This is a genomic window from Bradyrhizobium nitroreducens, assembly GCF_002776695.1.
Taxonomy (GTDB): Bacteria; Pseudomonadota; Alphaproteobacteria; order Rhizobiales; family Xanthobacteraceae; genus Bradyrhizobium; species Bradyrhizobium nitroreducens.
Genome location: NZ_LFJC01000003.1, coordinates 5,396,791 through 5,411,141, shown reverse-complemented (window position 1 = coordinate 5,411,141; position 14,351 = coordinate 5,396,791). Strand labels below are relative to the sequence as shown.

The window sequence follows — 14,351 nt, the reverse complement described above, 5'->3', positions numbered from 1 at the left end:
GTGCCGTCTGACGCCATCTGGGCCTGGAGCATCATTGTCGTCGCCACCGCAGGCGTCATCATCCGGCCGTTTCGCCTGCCCGAGGCCGTCTGGGCCGTGATCGGCGCGAGCGCCCTGGTGCTGGCAGGCCTGCTGCCGTGGCGGGATGCGCTTGCCGGCATCGAAAAAGGCGTCGACGTCTACCTCTTCCTGATCGGCATGATGCTGATCGCCGAGCTGGCGCGGCTGGAGGGCCTGTTCGACTATCTCGCCGCGCTCGCGGTGGAATATGCAGCCGGCTCGCCGCAACGGCTGTTTCTGCTGATCTATCTCGTCGGCACGCTCGTGACCGTGCTGCTCTCCAACGACGCCACCGCGATAGTGCTGACGCCCGCGGTCTATGCCGCCACGCGCGCGGCCGGCGCCAAGCCGCTGCCTTATCTGTTCGTCTGCGCCTTCATCGCCAATGCTGCGAGCTTCGTGCTGCCGATCTCCAACCCCGCCAATCTCGTCGTGTTCGGCGCGCGGATGCCGCAGCTGACGGAATGGCTGCGCCTGTTCGCCCTGCCTTCGGCGGCCTCGATCCTGCTCACCTATATCGTGCTGCGCCTGACTCAGCACCGCGCCCTGAAGGACGAGACGATTGCGCGCAGCGTGCCGCATCCCAGGCTCGGCCGCGGCGGCAAGCTGACGGCCATCGGCATCGTCGCGATCGGACTCGTGCTGGTCACGGCGTCGGCGCTGGACAGGCAGCTCGGCCTGCCGACCTTCATCTGCGGCAGCGTGACGGCCGTGATCGTGCTGCTGCTCAGCCGGCAATCGCCATTGCCGGTGCTGCGGGGCGTGTCCTGGAGCGTGCTGCCGCTGGTCGGCGGACTCTTCGTCATGGTGGAGGCGCTGATCAAGACCGGCGTGATCGCGCAGCTCAGCGCGCTGCTGCATCAGGCGGTGGCGCAATCGGTACCGCAGGCGGCCTGGAGCGTCGGCATTGCAACCGCGCTCGCCGACAACATCGCCAACAACCTGCCCGTCGGCCTCGTCGCCGGCTCGGTTGCCGCCAGCGATCATCTGCCGGCGGCCGTCGTCAGCGCCCTCCTGATCGGCGTCGATCTCGGCCCCAATCTGTCGGTGACCGGATCGCTCGCCACCATCCTCTGGCTGGTCGCTCTCCGCCGGGAAAAGATCGAGGTCGGCGCCTGGCCCTTCCTCAAGCTCGGTATGCTGGTAACCCCGCCGGCGCTGATCGCGGCTTTGGCGGCGGCGATCCGGTAAACGCGCGGTGTTTGCGGCGCATCAATGCCGCCGCCGTCGCAGTAGCTATCCTTCAACTTGTCGCGCGACCTCATAGGGCGCGGCAAGGAGGTTCATCATGCAGTTCCGGTCAAAGGCGTTGCCACGGAGCTTTTCCCTGCGTCGCTCGTATCAGAGCTTCATCGCACCCGGCCAGAGCCGGGCGGAAACGTCCCACCCATTGCTGCTCCTCGCAGTCGTGGTGCTGGTGACCCTGTTTGCGATCGTGGAGATCGACCTGCACAGCGCCCAGCTCCAGGTCCTTGGCCTGCTCGGCCACGGGATGGGAATCGATCCGGTCTTCCTGAGCCCGTAGTCACTGGCCAGGAACCTCCGGAAGCGGGACCCGATCGCGGCCGTAGCCGCGACCGGGCGGCGCTTCGTCAGTCGTTCTCGTAGCCGTAGACTTCCGGCAGGATGAAGATTGCGGCGAGCAATCCGATCACCGGGAAGATCGCGACGAACAGCGTGGCATTGGCCTGCCCGATCGCGGCGAACAGCGTCGGGAACAGGAAGATCGCCAGGAACGACGGCAGCTTCACGAACATATAGGCGAAGCCGCTGGCGGTGCCGCGATATTGCGGCCGGGCGACCATGGTCGGGATCGTCATGCAGTTCGACGCGTCCCAATAATGGCCCCAGAGCATGCCGGCGGCGGCGAACGGCAGCAGCATCTTGTTGTCGGTGTAGAGCGCAAACGCGGCGACCAGGAGCGACACCAGCACGATCGAGAAGCCCGCGATCGCGATGCCGCGATGGCCGATCTTCGGCGTCAGCAGCGGTCCAACCCACCCCGACAGGGCAGCGAAGGAGAACAGCGCCATCGTCACCAGATTGATGCCGAGCACGCTCGACACGCCGACCATCACGAACAGCACCGGCAGGTAGAACGCAAAGGTCGAGAACTCGCTTGCCTGGGCAAAGCAGGCGATCCAGCCATACAGCGTGGCGCGCCAGCGGATCGGATCCTTCTTGAGGTCGGCGAGGAACGCGCGGGTGCTGGTCTTCGGAACCACCACGTCCTGGTCCGGCAGCATGTCGAGATTGTCGTTGAACATCTCGCGCGCGACCTGCTTGGCCTCGCGGTAGCGCCCCTTCTGCACCAGCCACACCGCCGTCTCCGGCACGTCGTGACGCATCACCAGGATGATCAGCGCCGGCAGCGCGCCGAGGCCGAGCGTCACGCGCCACAGCGTCTCGTGGTGGATGTCGAGCAGCAGGAAGATCACGATGACGCCGATGGTCAGCACCTCGCCGACGGCGAACATGAACTGCCAGCGGTTGCCCATGACCTCGCGCTCGCCCTTTGCCATGGATTCCATGATGTAGGTGTAGCCGGTCGAGATGTCCGAGCCGAGCGGGATGCCGAGCAGGAAGCGGATCACGATGAGCCAGGTGACATCGGGCACGAAGGCCTGCGCCAGCGCCAGCACGATGAACATCACCATCGTCACCAGGAACATGACGCGGCGGCCGATCTTGTCGGAGAGCCAGCCGCCGAGCAGCGCACCGATCAGCGCGCCGCCCTGCGTGCCCGCGGCGGCAAGGCCGAGCATCAGCGGATCGGGATTGTACTGCTCCTTGATGAAGATCAGCACGAAGGCGATCGAATAGAGGTCCCAGGCTTCGACCAGGATCGAGGCCATCATCAGCCAGCCGACCTTGTTGCCCTTGGGACTGTAGTTGGTGATGAGGTAGCGGACCGCAGCTTCGCTCGCGGTCGGTTGTGGCATCGCCATCGTTGTCATGCTTGGTCCTCTCTTCAAAACTCTACGTGCCGAGCAGCGGCTCGATGCTGCAATCGAGCAGGCGCGGGTCGATCCCCGCCTCCATGCCCGTGAATATCTCGCCCATGTAGTCGATCAGCCCGTCGCTCGCCTTCACCGCGTCCTCGACGCGCCGGCTGGCCACCGCGGCGAGAATGGCGAGATGTCGATCGATCGTGCCCGACAGATCGGCCTGCCCCGGCATGAAGCGGTGGTGGATGTAGCCGATGCGCCGGTACAGCGTGTGCAGCGGCCGCAGCGTGTGCACCAGGAACGGCTCGCCGGCGGCTTCCAGCACCAGCGCGTCGATGCGGCGGTCGATGTGGTTGAATTCGTCGAGGGTCAGGCTGGCGCGGCGCTCGCGCAGGAGACGCTCGATATGCAGGGCCTGATTGCGATGCGAGAGGCTGGCGCGATCGGCCGCAAGGCGGATCACGAAACGCTCCATGTCGCGGCGCAGACCGAGCAGCATGCGCTCGCGCGCAAGATCGATCGGCGCGATGTGCAGACCGTGACGCGGTCGAATGATGATGAGCGTATCTGCGGAGAGACGATTGACCGCGTGATGCACCGGCGTGCGGCCGAAGCCGGTGATCTGCTGCAATTCCAGCATCGTCATGAACTGGCCGGGCTTGAGCTCGCAATGAACCAGGAGCTCTTCGATCCTCAGGTAGGCCAGCTCGAAGAAGTTGAGACGGTTGTGGCGGGAGGGCTTGCCCTCGCCGTCGTCCTCGTTTCTCACCACCTCGAGCGTGCGCTTGCGCCGTGCCATGTTGTCCTCCCCGTCGGCCTGCGTTGTCCCCCCGCAGGGCGGCGCCTTATTTGTGACTGGCTTAAAACATGTTGTGATATATTACAAGCAGGCGTAAGACTTTCGCGCGACCTGCAACATGTTGCAGCGCAAAATGAGACGTCAGGCGCGAGGCGCCGGTGATGGGAGGATTGTTGCCGTGAAGATCACGTCGATCGAGACGCTGCGCACCGAGGAATTTTCCAACGTCATCTGGGTGCGCGTTCACACCGACACGGGCATGATCGGTCTCGGCGAAACCTTCTACGGCGCAGGCGCAGTCGAAGCGCAAATCCACGACACGTTTGCCGGCCGCCTGCTCGGCCGCAATCCCCTGCACATCGAAGCGATCCATCGCGACATGCTGAACCTGCCGATGGCGCAGTCCTCGACCGGCGTCGAGTATCGCGCGGCGTCCGCAATCGACATCGCGCTGTGGGACCTGTTCGGCAAGGTCTGCAATCAGCCGGTACACCAGATGCTCGGCGGCCTCTGCCGCGACAAGCAACGCATCTACAACACCTGCGCCGGCACCCAATATGTCCGCTCCACCAATATCAGCCCGGTCGCCAACTGGAATCTCGGGGCATCCAAGGGTCCCTATGAAGACCTCGACGGCTTCATGCACCACGCCGACGCGCTCGCCGAAAGCCTGCTGGAGAGCGGCATCTCCGCGATGAAGATCTGGCCGTTCGATCCGGCAGCGCAGGAGAACAAGGGCCTCTACATCACCGCCGCGCAGATGAAGAAGGCGATCGAGCCGTTCGAGAAAATCCGCAAAGCCGTCGGCGACAAGATGGAGATCATGGTCGAGCTCCACTCGCTGTGGAATCTGCCGACCGCCAAGCAGATCGCGCGCGCGCTCGAGCCCTACAAGCCGACCTGGTACGAAGACCCGATCCGCATGAACTCGCCGCAGGCGCTGGCCGAATACGCCCGCTCGACCGACGTCTGGGTCTGCGCCAGCGAGACGCTGGGCTCGCGTTTCCCCTACAAGGACATGCTGGACCGCGACGCCATGCACGTCGTGATGGCGGACCTGTGCTGGACCGGCGGCCTCACCGAGGGCCGCAAGATCGCGGCGATGGCCGAGACCTATCACCGGCCCTTCGCGCCGCATGATTGCATCGGCCCGATCGGCTTCATCGCCGCCATCCACATGTCGTTCAGCCAGCCCAACACGCTGATCCAGGAATCGGTGCGCGCCTTCTACAAGGGCTGGTACAATGAGCTCGTCACCACGATGCCCGTGATCAAGGACGGCTACGTCTTCCCGATGGAGGGCCCTGGTCTTGGCGTCGACCTGCTGCCCGCCGTCTTCGACCGCACCGATCTCACCGTGCGTCGCTCCAACGTTTGAGGATCTTTTGAGATGAGCACCGCCCTGTTCGACCTGTCCGGCCGCACCGCACTCGTGACCGGCTCCTCCCGCGGGCTCGGCCGCGCCATCGCCGAGGGCATGGCGAAGGCAGGCGCCAGGCTGATCATCAACGGCGTCGATCCCAAGCGCGTCGAGCAGGCCGTCGCGGAGTTTCGCGCCGCCGGCCATCAGGCGGAAGGCGCGGCCTTCAACGTCACCGACGAGCCGGCGATCGTCGCGGCATTCAACGACTTCGACAGACAAGGCATTGCCGTCGACATTCTCGTCAACAATGCCGGCATCCAGCACCGCAAGCCGCTGGTCGAGTTCACCACCGACGAATGGCGCAAGGTGATCGAGACCGACCTCACCAGCGCCTTCGTGATCGGCCGCGAAGCCGGCAAGCGCATGATCCCGCGCAAGCGCGGCAAGATCATCAATATCGGCTCGCTCGGCAGCGAGCTCGCGCGCCCCACCATCGCGCCCTACACCGCCGCCAAGGGCGGCATCAAGAACCTGACCCGCTCGATGGCGGTGGAATGGGCCCAGCACGGCATCCAGGCCAACGCGATCGGCCCCGGCTACATGCTGACCGACATGAACGAGGCGCTGGTCAACAACGCCGATTTCAACAACTGGCTGATGGGCCGCATCCCCTCCAAGCGCTGGGGCAAGCCGGACGAGCTCGTGGGCGCGGCGATCTTCCTCGCCTCCGACGCCTCGACCTACGTCAACGGCCAGATCATCTATGTCGATGGCGGCATGATCGCCGCGATGTGACAAGCGAAACAGGAAACGAGCCCATGCGCGCCGTCGTTATTCACGCCCCGAAGGATTTGCGGATCGACAGCTATCCCGATCCGGCACCCGGCCCGGGCGAGGTCCGCATCAAGATCGCCAATGGCGGCATCTGCGGCTCCGACCTGCACTACTACCATCACGGCGGTTTCGGCGTCGTGCGTGTCCAACAGCCGATGGCGCTGGGGCACGAGATCGCCGGCGTCGTGGCTGACGTCGGTGACGGCGTCGGCAGCGTGAAGGCGGGCACGCGCGTGGCGGTCAATCCGAGCAAGCCGTGCGGGCACTGCCTGCATTGCCAGGAGGGAATGCGCAACCAGTGCCTCGACATGCGCTTCCTCGGCAGCGCGATGCGCTTTCCCCATGTGCAAGGCGGCTTTCGCGAATTCATCACGGTCGATGCAGCCCAGGCGGTGCCGATCGCCGACAGACTGTCGCTGGCGGAGGCCGCGGTCGCCGAGCCGCTCGCGGTGTGCCTGCACGCCGGCAAGCAGGCCGGCCCCCTGCTCGGCAAGCGCGTGCTGATCACCGGCTGCGGCCCGATCGGCGCGCTGATGATTCTGGTCTCGCGCTTCGGCGGTGCATCCGAGATCGTGGTGACCGACGTCGCCGAGGCGCCGCTCGCGGTCGCCAGGAAGCTCGGCGCGACGCATGCCATCAATGTTGCGACCGATGCTTCGGCGCTCGACCCGTGGCGCGCCGGCAAGGGCGTGTTCGACACGCTGTTCGAGGCCTCCGGCAACCAGGCCGCGCTCCGCACCGCGCTCGACGTGCTGCGCCCCGGCGCGACGCTGGTCCAGCTCGGCCTTGGCGGCGAGATGACGCTGCCGATCAACTCCATCGTCGCCAAGGAATTGCAGCTCCGCGGCACCTTCCGCTTCGATCCCGAGTTCGAGCTGGCGGTGCGGCTGATGGGCGAAGGCCTGATCGACGTGAAGCCGCTGATCACGGCCACCATGCCGTTCGAGAACGCGGTCGCCGCCTTCGAGCTCGCCAGCGACCGCTCGCAGTCGATGAAGGTTCAGCTCACCTTTTAGCCGCGTCGGCGGCCTGCAGGCTCTCGATCAGCCGGTCGCCGACCAGGCGTACCGCGCCGCGCTTCCAGGAATAGTCCGCGCCCATGCGCAGGCCGCTGTCGCCGCGCGCCAGCACCGCGCCGGTGCGGGCATCGCGCAGCTGGAAGCCGAGCGTATATTCGGTGCGGCTGACCCGCCGCACCACCCCGATCAGCGATTGATCCGCGCCGAGCCCTTTCGCAATCGCCGCCTCGCAGCCGCCGCAGTCTCGTAAGGCGCGCGCCTTCGCCGCCTCGCCGCTCGCGCTACCGACGTCGACGATCCGGTAACGGCCGGACTGGCCGAGCACGTCACGCACACTGCCGGTGGTCTCGGCGAGGTACGACGCGTCTGAAGCGGCCAAGGTGCTCCCCGATGCGGCCGTCATGTCCTCGAGCTCGAAATCAAACACGGCGAGCGCGACCGGCGCAGGCGTGCCGAGCGCCGCGATGACCTCGCGGGCGAGAAACGCTTCGGCGCGGTCCCAGGCTTCGTCGTTGTCGCCGCGGAACGTGTAGAGCTTCTCGAACAGGACCTTCCTGGCCGCGATATCGATCACAGCGACGCGCGCCCACTGCACCAGCGTGCTCGTCTTCTGGACGCCGCCGACGACCTTGAATTTTGCATCGTCTTGCCCGGCGGGCGTGAGCTGATAGCGCAGGTCCGCCCCGACGTCCCGCCGCAGCGCGACCATGAATGCACCCAGCCGCTTCTCGTGGACGGCGGTCTGGTCGACCGGCTCGCCGGACGTGTCCAGATACTGGAAATCCTCGATCGACACGCCGACCGGTGCTGCGGCGGCCGGCTGGACACCCACAAGGACGGCCAGGAGAAAAGCAGGGAGAATCAACCGGGAGAGGTGCATGAGCGAAGCCTTGCTGGATCGAGTGGTCCGCAAATTTCGGCGGCAGCCTTCGGCCCTGCAACGGCGGCGGTCCCGGCAAGCGCCGGGAAAATCTCACGCCATTGCACTGCGGTAACGCCTAACGCTTTCCGCGGCCGGCGTTCTGCCGTTTAATACGGAAGCGACAAGCTCGTTCGCGCAAGGTATCCTTCAGATGCGGAACCGCCCGAAATTCGATCTCAAGGTCCGGCTGACGTTGCGCGTGGCCGCGATCACGGCGGCCTGCTTCGCCGCAATCTCCGCCTATCTCCTGATCGCCGCCGACCGCGAGGCCCATGCGCGCCTCGACGGCATTGCCGCGATCGTGGCGAAGTCGCTGGAGCTGCAGCAGGGCAAGATCCAGTGGGCGGCCGGCCCGCGCGACTTTCCCAACCTCGACCCCGTCGCCGCCTATGTGATGACCCCGGGCCTTTGTCTCGCATTCCGCGGCGAGAGCGGCGAGATGCTGCAGCGGTTCTGCAGCGGCGCGCCTGCCCCCGCAAGCCCGCCGCCGCAGGCCTTTACCGCGTTCTATCGCAGCCTGTTCGACCCCGGCCGCGAGGCGGCACGGCCTGTGACCGTGCGCGGCACCAGGCTCGGCGAGACCGTGGTCTCGGTCGATCCGGCGGTGCAGACGGCGGAGGCCTGGCATGAGGCCGGCCGCCTGATGATCGCGCTTGCGATCGCGCTGCCGCTGCTGTGCCTCTTGGTCTACGCCGCGCTGGCGCGCGCGCTGCGCCCGACCCGCCTGATCTGCACCGGCCTCGAGCGAATCGCGGCCAACGACCTCTCGGCGCGGCTGCCGCCGTTCGACCTCGCCGAGCTCTCCGCGATCCGCGACGGCTTCAACCATCTCGCCGAAAGCCTGGACACCGCGCTGGCCGAACGCAGCGAGCTGACGCGCAAGCTGATCGCACTGCAGGACGACGAGCGCCGTCATCTCGCGCGCGAGCTGCACGACGAGTTCGGCCAGTCGCTGGCCGCGATCCGCGCCCTCGCCTCCTCCGCCCGCCAGACCGCCGTGCAGGACTGCCCTGCCTTGCTTTCGGAATGCGACGGCATCGCGCGGACCGCGACCGGTATGATGGAGACGCTGCGCGGCGCGCTGTTTCGGCTGCGCCCGCCCGATGTCGAGGAGCTCGGCCTCGTTGCCAGCCTGGAAGGCCTGGTCGCGGGCTGGAACGGACGCAGCCGCGGCGAGACGCGCTTCACGATCCAGTTCGACGGCGCCTTCGAGACCCTGCCCGCCGCGATCAGCGCCAATCTCTACCGCATCGTGCAGGAGGCGCTGACCAATGCCGCCAAGCACGCCGGCGCCACCAGGGTCGGCGTGCATTTGACGATGGCCGCGGACGAGATCGCGCTCGCCATCGACGACGACGGTCCGCCCAGCGATGCCTCCGGCAAATCCGGCATGGGCCTGCTCGGCATGCGTGAGCGCGTTGCGGCCTTGCGCGGCCGGATGAGCTTCGAGGTCGATCCCCACGGCGGCTCGGCGCTGCGCGTCGTCATCCCGCTCGCCGCCGGCGAGCGGCAGCTGCTGGAGCATGCGGCATGAGCGCGGCCGATGCGTCCATCCTGCTGGTCGACGACCATTCCGTGGTCCGCGAGGGTTATCGCTCCGTGCTGCAGAAGCAGCCGGGCCTGCGCGTGATCGCCGAGGCGGCCGACGGCGCGGAGGCCTACCGGCTGTACAAATCCGAGGCGCCCGATCTCGTCATCATGGACCTGAGCATGCCCGGCATCGGCGGCATCGAAGCCGTCCGCCGCATCAGGCAATGGGACAAGGGCGCGAGGATCCTGATCTTCACCATGCACCAGAATGCGGGCTTTGCCGTGCAGGCGATCCGCGCCGGCGCCAGGGGTTACGTCACCAAGACCAGCCCGCCCGAGACGCTGGTGCGGGCGGTGATGGACGTGCTCGCCGGCAAGATCGCCATCAGCCCCGACATCGACCACGAGCTCGCGCTGAGCCGGCTCGGCGGCGAAAGCTCGGCCGCCGACGTCCTCACCGCGCGCGAGTTCGAGGTGATGCGGCTGCTGCTCGCCGAGCGGACGACGGACGAGATCGCCGAAACGCTGCATGTCAGCCCGAAGACGGTGGCGAACCTGCATTCGCTGATCAAGGACAAGCTCGGCGTCGGCTCCGACATCGAACTGGTCCGCCTCGCGCTGCGCCAGGGACTGTTGACCGAGCCCGATCTCGGCGAGGCCTGATCGCTCACCTGCCGCTAAGGCGCAAGCTTCGTTCCATCAGGCCCAAACGCCTCAACCGTGTCGCCGATCACAAACGACATCATGTCGCGGCCGACGAGCAGAGGTCCCTTGTAGCCCGTGCGGGTGCGCAGGATCAGCGGCTCCTCCGGAATGTCAGGCACGGGCTTCACGGTGCCGAACACGATGTGGGAGTAAACGGCGAGTTTTGGCTTGGCGAACGCAAAGATCCGGCCGGCCTCCTCGGGCGAGGTGTGGTGCGCCTGGATGTCCTTGTAGACTGGATTCTTGACCAGCAACTCGGGCTCGATCACCGCGACCTCGTGGATCAGCAGATCGGCACCTTCGGCCGCCTTCGCGATCCGCTCGTCGTATTTGGTGTCGCCGGACAGCACAACCTTGTGCCCGCCATACTCGACGACGTAACCGAACGACGGCTTGATCTTCTCGCCGTGATCGACCTCGATCGCGGTGACTTTGACGCCGTTGTTGTCGTAGACGGTCCCGGCCTCGATATCCTTTGCGGCAAATCTGATCGCCTCGGGATCGAGGTGTTCGTCATCGATACGAATGCGGATGTCGTCGGCGAAGGCCCTGGTCAGGTTCTCTGTCATCGCGACCGTACCCTTGGGCCCGTAGAGCTTCATTGGTCCTTTGCGGGATGCCCACGGCGTGGCGAGCCAGCCCGTCAGCCACATGTCGGGGAGACCGATGAGGTGGTCGGAATGCATGTGGGTGATGAAATTCGCGGTGATCGCGCCGAGCGGGATCTTCAGCTTGTAGAGCTGCATGGTCGAGCCGCGGCCAAGGTCGAACAGCAGCTTCTCGTTCCCCACCTCCACCAGCGTCGAGGCGCTGAAGCTGGTCGGCCGCGGGGTCGGCACGCCGGTGCCGAGCAGCGTCACCTTGATCTGTTCGGCCGAGGCAACCGTCGTCAGCGCGAGCAGCGCGAAGCCTGCCCGCAATACAGTCTTGAGCATAGTGTCCTTCCCTGAGCGTCAGATTTTTGCCGCGCGGCCGCGGATCATTCGCGCGCGACGACGGAGTCCAGCCACGCGCAGTTGAGCGGCGGCACGCGGGGATCGGCGACGCGCACGCCGCGCGCTGCTGCATCGAGCCGCATGTCGCGCAGGCGCTTGCGCTGCTCTTCCGGCATATGGAGACGCTCGTGGCCCCACAGCGACGGCCCATCGAACGTCTCATGCGGTTGCCAGGTCTCGGGATCGATCACGCGCGCGCCCCAGCCATATTCGATGAAGAACCCCGACGGCGTGTTCACGTAGAACGAGGTCATGTGGTCGTTGGTGTGCCGGCCCAGCGTATAGGCGATACGGCCCTCGTCCAGCTGCGCGAGGTCGTAGCCTTGGCCGACATCGTCGAGGCTGCCGAGCTCGACCATGAAGTGATGCATCGCCTTGCGCCCCGAGCCGACCATCGCAAAGCTGTGGTGGCGGCCGTTGACGTGGAAGAAATAAAGCCCATAGGGCTTCAGTCCAAAATCCGAGACGTGGAAGCCGAGCACGTCGCGGTAGAACGGCAACAGCAGTTCGACATTCTCCACGTTGAGCACGACATGCCCCATGCCGAGCGCGCCGGTGCGAAAGCCGGAGATCGGCCGCCCCGGCTTGAATGGCTCGCTCGCAAGCTCCGGCTTGCAGAAGGCCTCGAGCCGGTTGCCGGCGGGGTCAGTGAACGCGATCAGCTCGGCCACATGTCGTTCATCGGCCAGCGCGCGCGAGCCGCGCGTCACCTTGACACCGTGGCTTTCGAGCCGTCCCGCCAACTGATCCAGCTCTGCCGTGGACGGAACCTCCCATCCCATCACCGCAAGGCCTGCGTCGCTGCTGCCGTCGACAATCAGCCGCTGCTTGCGATCGTCCATGCGGAAGGCGCGCATCTTGCCGCCGCGATCGACCTGCTGCATGCCGAGCAGCCCTGTCGCCATCTGCCCCCACTGGTCGAGCTGCGATGAGTTGATCCCGATATAGCCGAGCGCAGTGATTTCCATCGACGACCTCCCGAAGGCATCGCGTGTGCCGCAATACGGCGAACTTGATACCGGCCGCGCGCGATCTTAACGTAGCCTTCCGCAATCGCTTCGCGTTCGCAACGATAATCGCGGGACCGTGCGCCACAAGGGAGGAAATGCGAAGTGTCCAAGGAGCGGACGGACAAGGCTGTCCCCCGGCAGTCGGAAGGCGTCCGCGCCTTCAAGCGCGGGCTCGACGTGCTGCGGGAGGTCAACCGCTCGGGCGGCATCCGTGCCGGCGACGTCGCCCGCGCGCTCGACCTGCCCCGCCCCACCGTCTACCGCCTGCTCGAAACCCTCGAGGAACTCGGCTATATCGCCCGCAGCGCCAGCGACGACCGTTTTCGCGTCACCCGGCGCGCGCTGAGCCTCGGCGACGGCTACGATCCCGGCGTGGTGATCTGCCAGGCGGCGGCGCCCTATCTCGCCGAGCTCAGCAAGACCCTGGTCTGGCCGGTCGATCTCTCCACTTACGAGAACGCCGCGATGGTCGTGCAGGAGACCACCCACGCGCGCAGCCCGCTCTCGATCGACCGCGGCATGATCGGCAAACGCCTGCCGATGCTCCGGACGTCAGCGGGCCGCGCCTATCTCGCCGCTTGCCCAGCCCATGAGCGAGAACTGATTCTCAATCACTTGCGCCGCATCGACGAGGCCGATGACCGCCCCTTTCTCGACGAAGCCCGCCTCGACCGCATGATCGCCGAGACGCAGGCCCGCGGCTATGCGATCCGCAGCGAGGGCGAATTCAATCCCAAGACGGCGTCGATCGCCGTGCCCATCGTGCGCAACGATGCCGTGTTCGGCTGCATCTCCATCATCTGGATTCGCTCGGCGCTGGGGATCGAGGAGGCCATCGCCAGCTTCGTCGATCCGATACGCAGCGCCGCAGCAGCCATCGACGTCGGGGCCTGACTCCAAGCCTCACGCTGGTTACGGGTGCGACAACGGCGCCCGCCGGCAGCTACGCGCGCGTCACCCGGACCGGGAGAGACGCCAGACCGCGCAGCACGTTGTTGAGCGCGAGCACGGGCTCGCCAAGCTCGAAGCCGGCGACGCGTTCAACGAGACCCTCCAGCAGCGCCGTCATCTCCAGCCGGGCCAGATGCAGGCCTGCGCACATATGCGTGCCGTTGCCGAATCCGAGATGATTGTTGGCGCGGCGCTTCACGTCGAATCGCTCGGGATCCTGCCACTTTCGCTCGTCGCGATTGGCTGAGGCGTAGAGCAGCAGCACCCTGCTGTTGCGCGGGACGGCCAGATCGCCAATGGTCGCATCGGCCACGAGGTGCCGTGTAAACCCGCGGACCGGCGATTCCAGCCGCAACGCCTCGTTGATCGCGTTAGGGATCAGGGCCGGATCGTTGCGGACGAGCTCCCATTGGTCGGGATGCCGACCGAACAGCAGGATGAGGTTGGCCGTTGCGAAGATGGTCGTATCAAGGCTCGGTCCGAGATAATCCCGCATCAGCACCGGACAGCGCTCAGCCTCGACCTCGCCCCGATCCGCCGCTGCAAATATCCGGTCACCCCAACTGCCGGGCCGCAGCCGCGTCCTGATCTCCTCTCCGCCGAGATAGGCTCGCATTTCCTGAACGTCTTTCAGCGCCGCGCACGCCCGTGCATTCATGCCGCCCAGCACGTTGAAGGTCGCCGCAGCCCATCGCAACATGCTGTCGCGGCCGTAATCCTCCAGACCCACGAGCTTGGAGACGATCGTCAGGGGGAGATACTGAGCCAGGTCGGTGACCGCGTCGAACTCGCCTCGGGCGACGAGATCGTCGATCAGCAGGCCGGCCTCCGCCCTGATCTGCGGTGCGATGTCCTGCAGCGCCCGCGGCAGCAAGGGGGCCGCGATGATTGTACGCAGCCGATCGTGCAGGGGCGCATCGCTCGCCAGCGTCGTGCCTCGCGAGATCTCGTTGACGTGATCGTTCGCGGCGACCCCTTGGGCCGACGAGAACACTGCTGGATTCCGCAACGCTGCACGGACGTCGTCGAACCGCGCGACCGCATGGAGCCCGTTTCGAGGCAGCCAGACCACGGCGCCCAGTTCGCGCAAGGCGCGATAATGCGGGTATGGGTCACGCAAGACCTCGTCGCTGTAGAGATCGACGTCATAGACCGGTTGTCCGGGAGCGGCCGTCATCCTCTATTCTCCGAATCCGCCAAGAGCACGCCCGCCCG

General features: G+C 66.3%; 14 protein-coding genes. 8 read left to right on the top strand and 6 right to left on the bottom strand.

Annotated features, from left to right (window positions below; all coding sequences use genetic code 11):
* Window positions 1-1,251, top strand: coding sequence for an arsenic transporter (locus tag TSA1_RS26055; RefSeq protein WP_174719079.1), 1,251 nt, complete (start codon window positions 1-3; stop codon window positions 1,249-1,251).
* A gap of 97 nt (window positions 1,252-1,348) precedes the next feature.
* Window positions 1,349-1,585 carry a hypothetical protein gene (locus tag TSA1_RS26050; protein WP_100178825.1) on the top strand — a complete coding sequence of 79 codons (237 nt, stop codon included), beginning with the start codon at window positions 1,349-1,351 and terminating at the stop codon, window positions 1,583-1,585.
* A 67-nt stretch (window positions 1,586-1,652) separates the two neighbouring features.
* Here the strand turns inward: TSA1_RS26050 and TSA1_RS26045 are convergent, their stop codons facing one another.
* Both TSA1_RS26045 and TSA1_RS26040 read right to left on the bottom strand, forming a co-directional pair.
* The gene (locus TSA1_RS26045; protein WP_100178824.1) at window positions 1,653-3,017 is read right to left on the bottom strand and encodes an MFS transporter; all 1,365 of its coding nucleotides are present in this window, start codon (window positions 3,015-3,017) and stop codon (window positions 1,653-1,655) included.
* 22 nt (window positions 3,018-3,039) lie between these two features.
* Window positions 3,040-3,807, bottom strand: coding sequence for a GntR family transcriptional regulator (locus TSA1_RS26040; RefSeq protein WP_100178823.1), 768 nt, complete (start codon window positions 3,805-3,807; stop codon window positions 3,040-3,042).
* Between the two features lie 178 nt (window positions 3,808-3,985).
* Between TSA1_RS26040 and TSA1_RS26035 the strand changes: the two genes are divergently transcribed.
* The 3 genes from TSA1_RS26035 to TSA1_RS26025 are packed head-to-tail and all read left to right on the top strand — an operon-like array spanning window position 3,986 to window position 7,020.
* The gene (locus tag TSA1_RS26035; RefSeq protein ID WP_174719078.1) at window positions 3,986-5,185 is read left to right on the top strand and encodes a mandelate racemase/muconate lactonizing enzyme family protein; all 1,200 of its coding nucleotides are present in this window, start codon (window positions 3,986-3,988) and stop codon (window positions 5,183-5,185) included.
* A gap of 12 nt (window positions 5,186-5,197) precedes the next feature.
* A complete protein-coding gene (locus TSA1_RS26030) occupies window positions 5,198-5,965 on the top strand; it encodes an SDR family oxidoreductase (RefSeq protein ID WP_100178821.1) in 768 nt (255 codons plus the stop codon).
* A gap of 23 nt (window positions 5,966-5,988) precedes the next feature.
* Window positions 5,989-7,020: an L-idonate 5-dehydrogenase gene (locus tag TSA1_RS26025; protein WP_100178820.1), complete on the top strand. Its 1,032-nt coding sequence runs from the start codon at window positions 5,989-5,991 to the stop codon at window positions 7,018-7,020.
* Here TSA1_RS26025 and TSA1_RS26020 read toward each other — a convergent pair.
* Window positions 7,010-7,903: a DUF3280 domain-containing protein gene (locus TSA1_RS26020; RefSeq protein ID WP_100178819.1), complete on the bottom strand. Its 894-nt coding sequence runs from the start codon at window positions 7,901-7,903 to the stop codon at window positions 7,010-7,012. The two genes, TSA1_RS26025 and TSA1_RS26020, sit on opposite strands and share 11 nt — an antisense overlap.
* Window positions 7,904-8,096: 193 nt before the next feature.
* Between TSA1_RS26020 and TSA1_RS26015 the strand changes: the two genes are divergently transcribed.
* A complete protein-coding gene (locus TSA1_RS26015; protein ID WP_100178818.1) occupies window positions 8,097-9,479 on the top strand; it encodes a sensor histidine kinase in 1,383 nt (460 codons plus the stop codon).
* Entirely contained in the window at window positions 9,476-10,138 is a 663-nt protein-coding gene (locus TSA1_RS26010; RefSeq protein ID WP_100178817.1) for a response regulator, read from the top strand. The genes TSA1_RS26015 and TSA1_RS26010 overlap by 4 nt, the downstream gene beginning before the upstream one ends.
* 14 nt (window positions 10,139-10,152) lie before the next feature.
* Here the strand turns inward: TSA1_RS26010 and TSA1_RS26005 are convergent, their stop codons facing one another.
* The gene (locus tag TSA1_RS26005; RefSeq protein WP_100178816.1) at window positions 10,153-11,115 is read right to left on the bottom strand and encodes an MBL fold metallo-hydrolase; all 963 of its coding nucleotides are present in this window, start codon (window positions 11,113-11,115) and stop codon (window positions 10,153-10,155) included.
* A 44-nt stretch (window positions 11,116-11,159) separates the two neighbouring features.
* Entirely contained in the window at window positions 11,160-12,143 is a 984-nt protein-coding gene (locus TSA1_RS26000) for a VOC family protein (RefSeq protein WP_174719077.1), read from the bottom strand.
* A 144-nt stretch (window positions 12,144-12,287) separates the two neighbouring features.
* Here TSA1_RS26000 and TSA1_RS25995 point away from each other — a divergent pair, with 144 nt between their 5' ends.
* On the top strand, window positions 12,288-13,079 hold the full coding sequence (locus TSA1_RS25995) for a DNA-binding transcriptional regulator (RefSeq protein ID WP_100178815.1): 792 nt from the start codon (window positions 12,288-12,290) through the stop codon (window positions 13,077-13,079).
* A 49-nt stretch (window positions 13,080-13,128) separates the two neighbouring features.
* On the opposite strand, the gene TSA1_RS25990 is transcribed toward TSA1_RS25995, so the two are convergent.
* Window positions 13,129-14,313 (bottom strand): cytochrome P450, encoded by a 1,185-nt coding sequence (locus tag TSA1_RS25990; protein ID WP_100178814.1) that lies wholly within the window; start codon window positions 14,311-14,313, stop codon window positions 13,129-13,131.
* Window positions 14,314-14,351 lie beyond the last annotated feature (38 nt).

What these genes read in the sequence shown, in the direction of transcription:
- TSA1_RS26050 (WP_100178825.1), top strand. Translation starts at nt 1,349, where the DNA reads ATGCAGTTCCGGTCAAAGGCGTTGCCACGGAGCTTTTCCCTGCGTCGC.
- TSA1_RS26045 (WP_100178824.1), bottom strand. Translation starts at nt 3,017, where the DNA reads ATGACAACGATGGCGATGCCACAACCGACCGCGAGCGAAGCTGCGGTC.
- TSA1_RS26040 (WP_100178823.1), bottom strand. Translation starts at nt 3,807, where the DNA reads ATGGCACGGCGCAAGCGCACGCTCGAGGTGGTGAGAAACGAGGACGAC.
- TSA1_RS26030 (WP_100178821.1), top strand. Translation starts at nt 5,198, where the DNA reads ATGAGCACCGCCCTGTTCGACCTGTCCGGCCGCACCGCACTCGTGACC.
- TSA1_RS26025 (WP_100178820.1), top strand. Translation starts at nt 5,989, where the DNA reads ATGCGCGCCGTCGTTATTCACGCCCCGAAGGATTTGCGGATCGACAGC.
- TSA1_RS26020 (WP_100178819.1), bottom strand. Translation starts at nt 7,903, where the DNA reads ATGCACCTCTCCCGGTTGATTCTCCCTGCTTTTCTCCTGGCCGTCCTT.
- TSA1_RS26015 (WP_100178818.1), top strand. Translation starts at nt 8,097, where the DNA reads ATGCGGAACCGCCCGAAATTCGATCTCAAGGTCCGGCTGACGTTGCGC.
- TSA1_RS26010 (WP_100178817.1), top strand. Translation starts at nt 9,476, where the DNA reads ATGAGCGCGGCCGATGCGTCCATCCTGCTGGTCGACGACCATTCCGTG.
- TSA1_RS26005 (WP_100178816.1), bottom strand. Translation starts at nt 11,115, where the DNA reads ATGCTCAAGACTGTATTGCGGGCAGGCTTCGCGCTGCTCGCGCTGACG.
- TSA1_RS26000 (WP_174719077.1), bottom strand. Translation starts at nt 12,143, where the DNA reads ATGGAAATCACTGCGCTCGGCTATATCGGGATCAACTCATCGCAGCTC.
- TSA1_RS25990 (WP_100178814.1), bottom strand. Translation starts at nt 14,313, where the DNA reads ATGACGGCCGCTCCCGGACAACCGGTCTATGACGTCGATCTCTACAGC.